At 64.6% G+C, this 12,704-nt stretch carries 11 protein-coding genes; 4 read left to right on the plus strand and 7 right to left on the minus strand.

The annotated features are described in order from the left end of the window. Nucleotides 1-157: 157 nt before the first annotated feature. Complete coding sequence (locus MXA07_RS16485; protein ID WP_247729688.1) at nt 158-2,344, minus strand: elongation factor EF-2; 2,187 nt, start codon at nt 2,342-2,344, stop codon at nt 158-160. 292 nt (nt 2,345-2,636) lie between these two features. Between MXA07_RS16485 and MXA07_RS16490 the strand changes: the two genes are divergently transcribed. The 3 genes from MXA07_RS16490 (at nt 2,637) to MXA07_RS16500 (ending at nt 5,118) form a co-directional block, all read left to right on the plus strand. Beyond that, nucleotides 2,637-3,386, plus strand: coding sequence for a DUF5781 family protein (locus tag MXA07_RS16490; RefSeq protein WP_247729689.1), 750 nt, complete (start codon nt 2,637-2,639; stop codon nt 3,384-3,386). Between the two features lie 349 nt (nt 3,387-3,735). Further along, the gene (locus tag MXA07_RS16495; protein WP_247729690.1) at nt 3,736-4,623 is read left to right on the plus strand and encodes a hypothetical protein; all 888 of its coding nucleotides are present in this window, start codon (nt 3,736-3,738) and stop codon (nt 4,621-4,623) included. A 138-nt stretch (nt 4,624-4,761) separates the two neighbouring features. Beyond that, on the plus strand, nt 4,762-5,118 hold the full coding sequence (locus MXA07_RS16500) for a hypothetical protein (RefSeq protein WP_247729691.1): 357 nt from the start codon (nt 4,762-4,764) through the stop codon (nt 5,116-5,118). Nucleotides 5,119-5,212: 94 nt separating this feature from the next. Here MXA07_RS16500 and MXA07_RS16505 read toward each other — a convergent pair whose 3' ends face one another. The 3 genes from MXA07_RS16505 to MXA07_RS16515 all read right to left on the minus strand — a co-directional run bounded on the left by MXA07_RS16505 (nt 5,213) and on the right by MXA07_RS16515 (nt 9,736). Further along, nucleotides 5,213-6,076, minus strand: coding sequence for a phosphatase PAP2 family protein (locus MXA07_RS16505; RefSeq protein ID WP_247729692.1), 864 nt, complete (start codon nt 6,074-6,076; stop codon nt 5,213-5,215). A gap of 338 nt (nt 6,077-6,414) precedes the next feature. Next, complete coding sequence (locus MXA07_RS16510; protein WP_247729693.1) at nt 6,415-7,647, minus strand: hypothetical protein; 1,233 nt, start codon at nt 7,645-7,647, stop codon at nt 6,415-6,417. Nucleotides 7,648-8,530: 883 nt separating this feature from the next. Continuing rightward, the gene (locus MXA07_RS16515) at nt 8,531-9,736 is read right to left on the minus strand and encodes an MFS transporter (RefSeq protein ID WP_247729694.1); all 1,206 of its coding nucleotides are present in this window, start codon (nt 9,734-9,736) and stop codon (nt 8,531-8,533) included. 217 nt (nt 9,737-9,953) lie between these two features. Here MXA07_RS16515 and MXA07_RS16520 point away from each other — a divergent pair, with 217 nt between their 5' ends. After that, nucleotides 9,954-10,967, plus strand: a complete 1,014-nt coding sequence (locus tag MXA07_RS16520; RefSeq protein ID WP_247729695.1) for an AIR synthase family protein — start codon at nt 9,954-9,956, stop codon at nt 10,965-10,967. 79 nt (nt 10,968-11,046) lie between these two features. Here the strand turns inward: MXA07_RS16520 and MXA07_RS16525 are convergent, their stop codons facing one another. The 3 genes from MXA07_RS16525 to MXA07_RS16535 all read right to left on the minus strand — a co-directional run bounded on the left by MXA07_RS16525 (nt 11,047) and on the right by MXA07_RS16535 (nt 12,703). Further along, on the minus strand, nt 11,047-11,661 hold the full coding sequence (locus tag MXA07_RS16525; protein WP_247729696.1) for a 30S ribosomal protein S7: 615 nt from the start codon (nt 11,659-11,661) through the stop codon (nt 11,047-11,049). Nucleotide 11,662: 1 nt separating this feature from the next. Beyond that, nucleotides 11,663-12,091 carry a 30S ribosomal protein S12 gene (locus tag MXA07_RS16530; RefSeq protein WP_247729697.1) on the minus strand — a complete coding sequence of 143 codons (429 nt, stop codon included), beginning with the start codon at nt 12,089-12,091 and terminating at the stop codon, nt 11,663-11,665. Between the two features lie 192 nt (nt 12,092-12,283). Continuing rightward, nucleotides 12,284-12,703: a NusA-like transcription termination signal-binding factor gene (locus MXA07_RS16535; protein WP_247729698.1), complete on the minus strand. Its 420-nt coding sequence runs from the start codon at nt 12,701-12,703 to the stop codon at nt 12,284-12,286. Nucleotide 12,704: the final 1 nt, after the last annotated feature.

Below are 12,704 nucleotides of genomic sequence, written 5' to 3' on the forward strand. Positions count from 1 at the left end.
ATAGGCGATCGAACGCAACTGGCGGCGAGTTGCATACGGCGCGCTCCGCGCGCCGTTTCACCGCGAGCGCGTTTGCGCTCGCGGCCTTTTTCATCGACGTTTTTTGCCGGGGGTCGAGGCCGCCTTCGGCGGCCGACGCCCCCGGTAAAAAAGGTCGTTAGAAGTAATCGACGCTCGGCGGGAGTTCGAGCTTCATGCCCTTGCGTTCGCGGATCTCCATGATCTTATCACGCTGGAGCGAGTCGGCCATGAACTCGAAGCCGGCGTTCTCGGTGTTCCAGGAGGCCCGTCCCTCGGTCGCCGAGCGGATGTCGCTGGCGAAGCCGATCATCTCGTCGACGGGGGCGATGCCCTCGACGACCATGAGGTCGCCTTCCTGGTACATGTCGTCGACGCGGCCGCGCCGACCCTGGATCTCGCCGGAGGCGGCGCCCATGTGGTCGTTGGGAACGTCGATGCGGACGTCCTGCATGGGCTCTTTCATGGCGATGTGGGCGTCGATCAGCGCCTTGTGGACGGCCTCGCGGGTCGCCGGGATGACCTGCGCCGGGCCGCGGTGGATGGTGTCCTCGTGGAGCTTCGCGTCGTGCAGGCGAATCAGGGTGCCCTGGACGGGTTCGTTTGCGAGCGGACCGTTGTCGAGGGCCTCCTCGAGCCCCTCGACGAACAGCTCCATCGTCTCGTTGAGATGCTGAATCCCCTTCGTCTCGTCGAGCAGGATGTTCGCGCCGTGGATCTGCTCGACGTTCTGGGAGTCGTCCTTGTCCATGCCGGCCTCCTGCAGGGCCTCGCGGCGCTCGAGTTCGGGCATGTCCATCGAGGCCTCGCCGCGTTTGAGCGTCTCGACCAGATCGTCCGAGAGGGGTTCGGCGGAGATGTAAAAGCGGTTGTGCCGGTTGGGCGAGATACCTTCGACGGTGTCGGAGGCGCGCTGGACGGCCTCGCGGTAGACGACGATCGGTTCGCCGGTGTTGACCGGAATGCCCTGGTTCTTCTCGATCCGCTGAGTCTGGACTTCGAGGTGGAGTTCACCTTGGCCGGAGATGAGGTGTTCGCCGGTGTCCTCGTTGATCTCGATCTGGATCGTGGGGTCTTCCTTCGAGACCTGCCGGAGCGTCTCGATGAGCTTCGGGAGGTCGTCCATCGTCTGGGCCTCGACGGACTTCGTGATGACGGGTTCGGAGATGTGCTCGATGGACTCGAACGGCGTCATCTCGACGGAAGAGACGGTGGATCCGGCGATGGCGTCGCGCAGGCCGGTGACGGCGGCGATGTTGCCGGCCGGAACCTGCTCGACCTCCTCGCGCTCACCGCCCATGTAGATGCCGACGCTCTGGACGCGGTTCTTGCCCGCCGTTCCGGAGACGTAGAGCTCCTGGCCCTTCTCGAGGGTGCCCGAGAAGACGCGGCCCGAGGCGACCTCGCCCGCGTGCGGGTCCATCGCGATGTCGGTGACCATCAGCACGACCTCGCCGCTCTCGTCGACGAGCCGCATCGTCTCGGCGAGTTCGGAGTCGGCGTCGCCGCGCCAGATGCGCGGGATACGCATCGGCTGGGCGTCGACCGGGTTCGGGAAGTGCTCGCAGACCATGTCGAGCACGACGTCCGACAGCGGCGTTCGCTCGTGGAGCTCCTGGCGCTCGTCGTTGCGTTCGAGTTCCATGATGTCGCCGAAGTCCATGCCGGTGCGCTGCATCGAGGGCATGGAGACGCCCCACTTGTAGAGCGCGGAGCCGAAGCCGACGGTGCCGTCCTCGACGGAGACGGTCCAGTCCTCGATGTCGTCCATGTCCTCGGTCATGCCGCGGATGAGTTCGTTGACGTCGCGGATGACCGAGAGCAGGCGCTCCTGCATCTCCTCGGGACCCTCCTGGAGCTCCGAGATGAGGCGGTCGACCTTGTTGATGAACAGGGTCGGTTTGACGCCCTCGCGCAGCGCCTGGCGCAGGACGGTCTCGGTCTGGGGCATCGCGCCCTCGACGGCGTCGACGACGACGAGCGCGCCGTCGACGGCGCGCATCGCGCGGGTGACGTCGCCGCCGAAGTCGACGTGGCCCGGCGTGTCGATGAGGTTGATGAGGTGGTTCGTGCCCTCGTACTCGTGGGTCATCGAGACGTTCGCCGCGTCGATGGTGATGCCTCGTTCCTGTTCGTCCTCCTCGGTGTCCATCGCGAGCTGTTCGCCGGCGGTCTCGTCGGAGATCATGCCGGCCCCCGCGAGGAGGTTGTCCGAGAGTGTGGTCTTTCCGTGGTCGACGTGAGCGGCGATGGCGATGTTCCGGATGTTCTCCGGTTCGTCCATCAGCCGTTCACACTCCTGTACGATCTTCTTGCGTCGGCCCATATACACCCTCGTACCGGTAGCGGGGTCAAAAGGGTGCTGTTTCGCATCTGGCGTTTCGTATCGCCAGATGCGAAGCTCGTCACGGGTGAAACGAAGTGACGGCGTTTCGCGTGGGGCACGGATCGACCCCAGTTCGGGTTCTACGCGTCGAACGGCCAAGTTTGCGTGCGTGGGAGGCGCGCACGGAACCCTCGCGACCGCAACCGACCGATCCGTCGCCGTGCGTGCTTCGCTCTCACCAGCCGGACGCGCCACAACGCTCATGGTCCTTCCTCCCGTGATATCTCTACTCATGGAACTACGCGTACGGGGTCCGGGCCCGGCGGCCCCGTTTCTCGGCGCTCGCGACCTGTTCGAGACCGAGCGGGATCTCTCGCTGCCCGTCGAGGTCCACCTCCGGGACGACCCGGACGAACGGACCTGGGCGGGTCACTACGACGATCGTCACGTGCTGAACATCTCGCGACAGGCCGCCAACTCGGCGATGGCGCGCGAACTCGCCCTCCACGAGTTCGCCCACATGGCCCGCTACGAGGAGGACCACCCCTCGCACGTCCAGTCGACCGAGGAAGCCCTCTACCTCGCGCTAACCGGCCGGGACGTCGAGCGACGGGAGCTGGCCCACTGTTATCAGATCGCCAATCACATGAAAGACATCTACGCCGACGACATCACGCTCTCGGTCGGGCCGGGCGAGAAACTGCTCTCGTACCTGGAGTCGAGCCTGGCGACGGCGGTCGCGGATCGACCGGCGCCGCCCCGGCCCGGCTTCCAGCGGATCGGCGCCGGCGCCGACCCGGAGATCACGGCCGTCAACGCGGCGTTCGCGCTCGCCCTGGCCGAACGGCACGACCTGATCGACGACGACCACCGGCTGTACGACCTCGCCCACGCCGCCGCGATGGACGCGCCGGCGGTCGACCTCGAGTCGTTTCGGACCCGGTTTCGCGAGCTCGCGCACGAACCCGACGCCAGCACGTATCGCCGACACCTCGTCGAGGCTACGCGTTCGTACGCCGCCGGCGGTCCGGCCGCGGAGTGAAATTAAAGTCTATATTGCGTCACCTGGCGAGTACGGAGATGCCAGTCCGCCGCGACGACTCGTGTAAAACCACCCCAGGTGTGAGTGTATTAGCCCAGTACAAGTGCAATAATCAACGTGCAGCTGGAGATCGGCTGTCTCTCGGCACGTAGTATAATCTCAGATCCGAAGACGTCATTTGTGATTCAGGAAGAGAGATTAGTAAAAATTGGGGCTTTCTATCCTTAGTTTCGAAATCAATCGATAGGCGGATGGGGTTGGTCAATAACAATAACCCGTTTGTTTCAGATATATAAATTTCATGATAATCAAAAATTTGATATAGGGGTCGAATGTATTGATTATAGTAATGTCCAAGAAGAATGTCGGTAAGGGTTGGAATAGAAGATCGGTACTACGGAGGACTGGGCTCGCCGCAGGTTCAGTTTCACTAATAGGCCAGGGTAGCGCCTCTGCTATCAGGGGAGGGGACGGGTCACAATCCAAAGAGACAGCCCACACCGCCAATGACAGCGATGAAAAGCAGTTACTAACTACAGAAGAGCGGCAACGATTTAGTGAACGATTAAAGGCAAATAGTATCGAACCAGCAACACTCCAGATCAGTCAAAAACGGAATACCGGAGGTGAATATCGTGTTTCCGAGGTAGATCCGTTGCAAGAAGATCCCACAGACACCCCTGGCGAAATAGTCTGGGAGGATACAGCATACAGGAAAGATGACACCGCCATCGGAAATACAATTGTGGAAGCGGACTACTACCTTGTTTGTTACAAAACAGACATAATGAACGATGTCGGGCATCGGTACTATATCTTGTATGGCTGGGCTGGGTGCCGGCCTCAAGAACACGCCTTGTGGACTGGTAACCTGAAAGAGGCGTACATTGAATACGAATTCGTCGGTGGAGAAGGAGATATGAAGCGATATAAACCTGGTGGGGACCGAAATAAACACGGTATACCAATGACAATGTCGATGACGGTCTCTGGGGAGAGCGGTGGTATAGGGGGTTCAGCCACTCTAAGTGGCGAATTTACGATCGGAGGAGGTACTGTGAGACCGCATCGGAGTAGAATGAACATGTCAAATGATCGTTTCAACGTTATATTCGAGGGAAGTACCGAGGCAACATGTGAAGTAATGGGAATGTGTGCATACACCCGTCCCGAGGATGTGGTAACAGAATGGGATTACAACCTCGGCATTGACGGTGAGCGATGGAATAAGGAATGAACAAGTAAGGAGATTATAGCCTTGAATTCAAGTCTGACTCGGCGACAGGCGTTGGGGACGCTCACGGTAGCCATGGCTGGTGGATTAACGGGTTGTGCCGGGAGCAATAGCACGACTGATGATACCACGAGTTGCTCGATGTACGACCACGACGCCGACAGAAGTGCCCCGTTAGTGAAGGCGAAAATCGTCACGTGGGGAACGGATCACGAACTCGCAAAGCTGAGAGTGACGGTAGACGAATCAACCGTCGATGAAACGGACGCTGCCGTCGTCAACGCCTACAACCCACACGACGAGAGTCAAAATCCCCGTCACACAATACCAATACATCAGGGTTCGAACCGGCCGGCGGACCACAGGGGTGACGGAGATCGGTTCACCAGAGAAACCACAATTGGCACGACACCCGTTACCGGCCGGCTACGGGTCGAAGTACAGGACGGGAACGGATCCACGATCGCGTACGAAGAACTCAGCTTCGACTGTTCGTAACGCTCCTCGGAAGCGAACCGTAAACGGTCATCGCTCGCGCCTGACCGGTGGTCCCACACGATTCTACCGAGACCCGTTTTGAAGCGTCCAATCGCTAATCACCGAAATCGGGGTCAGCAGCGGTCGATCCGTTCGTTCTCGGCGCGTCGGCCATCGGGTCGGACGCGCCGTCGAACCGGGCGCGGAGTCGATCCGCAGCGCCGACGCTCCAGACGGCCAGCAGGATGCCGGCGACGACGTCGACGACCCAGTGAATCCCGAGGTACATGGTCGAGTAGACGACCGATCCCGCGACGATCGCGGCGATCGGGAACCAGCGGGGATAGACGCGCCGGGTTCGCCAGGCGAAGCACAAGACGACGACGGCGAGCGAGGTGTGCAGCGAGGGAAAGACGTTCGTGTTCGAGGAGATCGCGGCGGTCATCGCCTGGGTCTGCGGGTAGGCCTCGTACATCAGCCCGTCGACCGAATCGAGGTGGATGCGCGGGCCGCGGGCGATAAAGAGCGTATAACAGAGCGAGCCGACGGCGTAGTTGAGCACGTACGCGAGCAGCAGGGACTTGAGGTGGCGCGTCCGGGCCAGGCCGAAATACAGGATCGGCGCGGCGATCAGGAGGAACGGAAAGCCGAACATGTACATTATCGTAAAATATTCGAGGAGTCCGGGGGCGGAGGCGGCCTGGATCACGGCCACGACGTCTCCCTCGATCGCGTAGATCGCGTCGGTGATGTTCCAGTCGATGCGATACGAGAGGGCGACGCTGGCCGGGTGGGCGACGCGTCGTGCGAGGAAGAACGCCGCGACCACGGCGAGGTACGGTCCGACGTCGCGAAGCCGGGGTCGGACCGCCGCGAGCGTCTGACGGAGGCGATTCCTGTCGAGACAGACGAACCCGGTTGCGACGACGCCGAGGCAAACGGTCAGGACGGTGAGGACGAAGACGGGTGCGAGTGCCATGTGTGATGTCGTGTGGCGGGGAATCGTGCACGTGGAGCGATCGGCAGGTAGTCGCCCGGCTTTCCGTTAGAACGACCCGGGCGCGTCGTCGATCGCCACGGGCAGTGCGTCACGTCGATCCGGCGATACGTATCGAAGTATCCTCCACTGGTCGTAGTTAAATAGTTCCCTCCGGCGTAACCGTGGTAGGGAAGAACTAACGCGGGGCGATCGGCCGGACGAAGCGATCGGCCGGCGCATCGAACCGCGAAACGTCGGCGACCCCGCCGCTCCGAAGCACCCACAGCAAGGGCGACGACACCGCCGCCGGGCACCGCTACCGCGCCGCCCGGCGCGCGTTACGAACCGGTACCGTTCGTCGCGTTCCACGTCAGCATCGACCCGTAGTAGTGCAGTGCCTTCCCGCGGAACTGCGCCGGCTGCGGCGGACCAGACGCCACCGTCGCCACGGTCGCCGTCATGATCTCGGGACCTTCCTCGTAGAAGGTCACCGACTCAGGTGCGCCCTCGAGGTCGTCCGTCTCGACCGCGAACTCGTAGGGGACGTCGCCCAACGCCGTTATATCGGTGATCTTGGTCTCGATGGCGGACGCCGTGTCCGAGTAGGACATGATCGCCACGTAATCCAGCGCCGGGTTGTCCAGCAGCGTCGTCAGTTCCGCCTCGGCCCGGGTGCGCCACCACGGGGCCACGGCGGTCGACACGTCGAGGCCCTGGGAGTCGACCGTTTCTCCGTCGACGGTCATGTTCTCGATGGCGGTGAGGTTCCCGTCGATCTCCGCCATGACGGTCGGAACGTCGTCGGATCCACCGTACGGCTCGATGTTGAGGTGGATGCCGTCGTAGGTGGCCTGGCTGGACCGGTTCGCGTTGTACGCCAGAACGTCCGCCACCTCGTCGAGCACTCCGCTGGCCTGCCCGACGCCGCGTGCGCTGGCCAGCGCGTGCACCGCCAGCCCCCGGTCGTGGGCGGCCTGGATAAACGACGAGCGGTCCGCCGGAGAGACGTCTGCGGTCGCCCCCGACGAGAGGTACACCGTGTCGACGCCGTACTGCTCGGCGGTTTCGAAGAAGTTCGTCCTGCTGCCCTCGTCGGTGGCGATGTCGTCACCACGCTCCCACACGTAGAGGGCGGTCGTACCGTTGTCGTACCCCGTGGTGTCGTCTGGTTCCACCTCGACCGTCCACGTCGCCTTCGCGGGCGTCCAGTCGTCGTCGTAGACGACGGCCGTGACGGTGAACGTCCCCGCCTGGTCGAACGTCGAGGCGAACGACGTCGTCGCCGACGCCCCGCTTATCACGTCCGTCTCCTGATGTCCTTCCAGGTACCACCCGACCCGGAACAGATCGCCGTCCGCGTCCGTCCCCGCCACCGTGAAGGTCACCGTCGATCCCTCCGAAACCACCACGCCACCGTCCGGCGCGTCGCGCGTGGCGTCCGGGTCGTGATCGTCCGGCCCTGTAGCGATCGGTTCCGGTTGCGTTTCTGCCGGCCGATCGACCGCTACCACCGGGGCCACCATCCCGCCGACCGACAGCAGCGCGACGACCAACACGAGTATGTATCTCATGTATACAGGAACGGTAATAACTCTCTATCGTATAAGTACGTATTATAATTAAAAATTGAACTCGGTTAATCAATGATATACATATACATTCGATGTGGTGTATCCGGGGATCGATCCGCATTCCGCGTCTCCGACGATTCCCGACCCCGGCCAGCGGCGTCAAACGGGAACGGACAGCCGACATCATGCCCGTTCGATCAGGCCCCGTGGAGCGATCGAAGTGCGACCGCTGTGACGTCATCCATCGATTCCCACGCCGCAACACTGGAGACAAACAGGAACCCGAGGTCGACTGCGTCCGCGCCGGCGCCAGGTCGCCCTCGTCGTGTGGTGGACCGGATGCCTATCGGGGCCAGATCCACGGAGTAGGCTGGGCAGTACCGAGGAATGTCGTCGGTCGAGTAAGATCGGAACCCATTTGAATTTGCCGTCGACGGGACGTCAGTCGACGCATCAGTCTGCGTTCTGTCGGTAGACACAGCGACCGACCTGACGTCAGTGGCACCCTCGGGTGCGACGAAACGGCCCGAGCGCCGTCAGGACCAGCCGGACGAGGAAACCGACGAGCAGGAGGGGAAACGAGGCGAGAACGCCTCTCAGCGCTATCCGTATCTGCGTTCCCGCCTGCGTCCGGTTTCGTCTCCCCCATCAGCGTCGTCCGTCGTCGAGACCGCTACGCCCTCGGTGCGGGCCGATGTGAGCAGCCCAAATGCGGCCCTCGCGTCGGTGTTCGAGCCCGACAAATCGATCCGCACAATACGGGAGAAACGCCCGATTCTTCGGGCCGATCAATCGAACCAACTTCGATGTCGATTCTTCACGCCGGCGGAAATACTGGATAGGTCGACCCGTGAGACTCCGACGCCAGGAATGCGAGAACGTCTTACCAAACCAGTGCCCGCCATCGGCCCGTCCGCACGGTGAACAGCAGCGTCACAGCCAGCAGCCCGACGCCGAGCAGCGCGACGGTCGCCACCGGGGAGGTCGCGTCCGCGACGGCGCCAGCCACCGGTTTCAGCGGCGCTCGCACGAGCGCGAACCCCATCGACGTCGCGCTCAGGATCGTCGCCCTGGCGGCCGATCCGGTGCGGTCGTTGACGTACTGGGCGACCAGCGGCTTCGAGAGCGCGTGGGCGCCTTTCAACAGGACGAACGCAGGGATCGCGAGGGCCGCCACGAACCACGGGACGAGCAGCGCGAGCGCTACGCCGACGGCGAGCAGGGCGACCGCCGATCGCGCGTCGAGGCGGGCCCGCACCGCCCCCGTCCGATCGCTGGCGATGGCACCGACGGCCGCGAAACAGGCGTAGAGAACCCCGAGTAGCGCGGGTTCCGGAATCGACCGCCCGCCGACGGTGACGCCGGCGAGCGCGTCCGCGAGGACGCCCTCCGCGATCGGCTGGATGAACGTGTCCGTCGCCTGTATCACGGCGAAGAAGCAGGCGACGAACGCGACGAAGGTCCGGAGATCGCGCGAGAACAGGACGGTGCGCGTGACCGAGAGCGAGCCCCGGACGCCGACGCCGCCCGACTCATCGTCGGTCCTCGAACGCCGGTCATCCGCTGCCGTCGCATCGTCCGTCCCTCCCGTCGAATCCGCAGCCGTCGATTCGTCCGTCTTCCCCGCCTGCTCGCCGCCGTCCGTCGCCCCCCTTCGGTACTGCGCGTTCCGGGGCACGCTCGTGACGAGTACCATTCCGAGGCAGTGCAGCGCGGCCGAGGCGACGAACGGGTACGTCGGGTGCGCGACGTACAGCAACCCGCCCGCGATCATCGTCCCCGCCGAGGTCCACTCGTAGACCGCGCCGCCACGCCCGCGAACGCGGGCGAACTCGTCCTCGCGAAGCGACTCGCGGAGCGCGTCGTAGAGCCAGGCGTCGGCCGTCCCCGAGTGCAGCGCCGTCGACAGCGCCCAGACGACGTAGAGAACGACGAAGTGGGCGAACGTCTCCGCGACGACGAATCCGAGCAGCGAGGTCGCCATCGCCAGCAGGCCGAGTCCGAGGACGCGTCGGCGCCCGATCCGATCGGCCAGATGAATCCGACCGAGTAGGTGGCCATGAAGCCGTAGTACTTCAGGATCGTCCACTCGCCGTGACCGTCCGACACAGTTCTCGATCGGGAGTAGCCGTCGATCCGTCAAAGAGGCTTCCTGAGCCGCGTTTTTGTAGATTTTCGGAGACGTCGTGGAACGCGGTCGGCGAGTTCTCGCAACCGGCCGCCGCGGTCGCCGACGGCGGAACCCACATCTCTAAGCCGACGACGGAACCCACACCTCTAAGCCGACGGTGGCCGACGCCCCAGTCGTGCCCGATCTCGGAAAGATAGACCGACCGTTCTTCGAGCGCCACGTCGCGCCGAACCTCGGCGCCGACCGTGCGGACGTCCGACTCGGGCCGACACACGGCGTCGACTTCGGCGTCGTCGACGTCGGCGGGCGGGCGCTCGTGACCGCGACCGACCCGCTCTCGATCCTCCCCGACCTCGGCTACGAGCGGGCGGCCAGGTTCGCGCTCGACGTCGTCCTCGCGGACGTCGCGGTCAGCGGCGTCTCACCGACGCACCTCTCGATCTGTTTCACCCTGCCGGCGTCGATGACCGACGAGGCGTTCGCAACAGTGTGGGAAGAAATCCACGCCGAGTGCGTCGACCTCGGGGTGTCCGTCGTGACGGGTCACACCGCGCGATACGACGACGTCAGTTTCCCCTGGGTCGGAGCAGCGACGGCGGTCGGCGTCGGCGATCACGACGCGATCGTCCGCCCGGACGGGGCGCGACCGGGAGACAGACTGCTGCTGACGTCGGGACCCGCCGCGGAGGCGGTCGGGCTCCTGAGCACGTGCTTTCCGGATCAGCTCGATCTCCCGGCCGAGACCCTCGACGCGGCCCAGGATCGCCTCGAAGAGGTGTACAGCGTCCGCGACGCGCTCACGGCCGCCGCGGCCGGCCCCGTGCGGGCCGTGCACGACGTCACCGAGGGCGGCCTCGCCGCCGCGCTCACCGAGATGGCCGACGGGGCGAACGCACGCTTCGCGATCGATCGCGAGGCCGTCCCGATGCGCCCCGGCGTCGCCCCGGTCTGTGACCACCTCGGCATCGACCCCTGGGCGGCGACCAGTTGCGGCGCGCTCGTGATCGCCGTCGAACCGGACGGTGCGGACGCCGTCCGAACGGCGCTCGCCGACCGGGGAACCCCGGTGGCCGTGATCGGCCGCGTCGAGTCCGGTTCGGGCGTCGTCGTCGACGGTGAACGACTCGAACACCCCCGTGTCGACCCGTCGTGGGACGCCTACGCCCGGCTCGCCGAGCGGTCGGACTGAGCAACGCGGACCGCGCCGTCGGCGATCGCTCTCTGCGTCGCGGCTGAAGGAAGACGACGGAAAACTCGCGGCGCCTGCGTTATCTCGCGGCCGCGGCGACGCGCTCTTTCTCCTCTTTCTGGCTGACGGCGTAGGTGCCGACGTCGCCCTGGGCGGCGCCGACGAGCTGGTTCGCGATGGCCTCCTCGGCGGACGTCGGCGACTTGAACGAAGCGTTCTGGACGCCCTCGGCGAGGAACTTCAGCGCCTGGTCGACGCGGCGCTGGGGCGCGACGTCGACGGCCTTCGGGACGGAGATGCCGCCGTACTTCAGGCGGACGGTCTCCTCGCGCGGCGCGGCGTTCTCGACGGCGGTGACGAGAACCTGTATCGGATTCTCGTCGGTCCGCTCGTGGACGAGTTCGAACGCGTCGCGGACGAGATTGAGCGTCTGCTGTTTCTTGCCCGTGTTATCCTCGGTCTGCATCAGGCGATTGATGAAGCGCTCGACGATGGAGATCTCCGACTTCTGGAACTGCTTCGAGGCGTGCCGTCCCGCGGTGTGGGCGACCGGCGTCACCGTGATGTAGCGCTTCGTCGAGGGGTCGTTGTACTCGATCTCGACCGTCTCCCAGCGACCGAAGAGCTTCGCCGAGAGATCGGAGTCCTCGCCGCCCGCCGGCGCGTCGGGTTCGGGTTGGTCGTCGACGCTCATGTTATCGCACCGGTTTCTCCGCGTTCCCGCGGACGAGTTCCTTGAGCGAGACGCCGTTTACCTTCTCGACCTTGTAGTTGACGCCGGAGATGTCGCCCATCGCACGACCCTTGGCCCCGCCGATGCCGGCGATGGTGACCTCGTCGTGCTCGTCGATGAACGAGATGGCGCCGTCGCCGGGACAGAACGCGGAGACCTGCTTCCCGTTCTTGATGAGCTGAACCCGGACGCACTTCCGGATGGCCGAGTTGGGCTGTTTCGCTTCGATGCCGATCTTTTCGAGGACGATGCCGCGGGCCTGCGGCGCGCCCTCGAGCGGGTCCGACTTCTCGCGGAGGCCGCGAGCGCGTCGCGCGTAGTCCGAGTCGGACCACCGCTGTGACTGGCGGTCCTTCTTCAGCTTCCGCGCGGCGTATTTGCCGTTTGCCATGGGGGTGGCTATCCGACGCGCCCACTTAAGCACCCCGTTTCGAGACCACGACGACGGCCCGAGCGCCCTCGATGCGGGTCGATGACGGGATCTGAGACCGTTTCGTCTCCCGTCGGACTCGCTCCATGCGTCACTCCCATCGGTCGGAGAAATCAGATCGGCCGCGACCTGCACAGTCCGCCCGAGACGGCGCTACGTCAACTGGACGTCGTCGATCCCGAAGTGACGGGCGGCCAGTTGCCGGGCCGCCTCGATCGTCTGCCCCTCGCTCCCGATCGCGACGCCGCGATCCCCCTCGGCCACCTCGACGGAGGCGACGGTGTCGTCTCCCTCGCTGATCGTGACGTCGTAGACCGCCGCCGGTTCGAGCGCGTTGGCGACGAAGGCTTCGGGGTCGTCGGCGTACTCGACGAGTCTGACCGGGCGGCCGACCCGATCTTCGAACCGCCCGACCGTCTCGCCGCCGGGGCCGATCGCCTCCGCAATCCCGCCGCGGGCGACGACGATCACCAGCCGATCGTCGGCGACGAGACAGTCGCGACCGGCGACGCCGGTGACGTCCTCGAACAGCGAGAGGTAGCGCCGGGCCTCGTCGTCGAGGGTGAGCCCCATC

This window comes from Halovivax limisalsi (assembly GCF_023093535.1).
In the GTDB taxonomy this organism is placed as follows: domain Archaea; phylum Halobacteriota; class Halobacteria; order Halobacteriales; family Natrialbaceae; genus Halovivax; species Halovivax limisalsi.

Excerpts from the sequence above, each read along its gene's own strand:
- MXA07_RS16485 (WP_247729688.1), bottom strand. The coding sequence starts at position 2,344 with ATGGGCCGACGCAAGAAGATCGTACAGGAGTGTGAACGGCTGATGGAC.
- MXA07_RS16490 (WP_247729689.1), top strand. The coding sequence starts at position 2,637 with ATGGAACTACGCGTACGGGGTCCGGGCCCGGCGGCCCCGTTTCTCGGC.
- MXA07_RS16495 (WP_247729690.1), top strand. The coding sequence starts at position 3,736 with ATGTCCAAGAAGAATGTCGGTAAGGGTTGGAATAGAAGATCGGTACTA.
- MXA07_RS16500 (WP_247729691.1), top strand. The coding sequence starts at position 4,762 with ATGTACGACCACGACGCCGACAGAAGTGCCCCGTTAGTGAAGGCGAAA.
- MXA07_RS16505 (WP_247729692.1), bottom strand. The coding sequence starts at position 6,076 with ATGGCACTCGCACCCGTCTTCGTCCTCACCGTCCTGACCGTTTGCCTC.
- MXA07_RS16510 (WP_247729693.1), bottom strand. The coding sequence starts at position 7,647 with ATGAGATACATACTCGTGTTGGTCGTCGCGCTGCTGTCGGTCGGCGGG.
- MXA07_RS16525 (WP_247729696.1), bottom strand. The coding sequence starts at position 11,661 with ATGAGCGTCGACGACCAACCCGAACCCGACGCGCCGGCGGGCGGCGAG.
- MXA07_RS16530 (WP_247729697.1), bottom strand. The coding sequence starts at position 12,091 with ATGGCAAACGGCAAATACGCCGCGCGGAAGCTGAAGAAGGACCGCCAG.
- MXA07_RS16535 (WP_247729698.1), bottom strand. The coding sequence starts at position 12,703 with ATGGGGCTCACCCTCGACGACGAGGCCCGGCGCTACCTCTCGCTGTTC.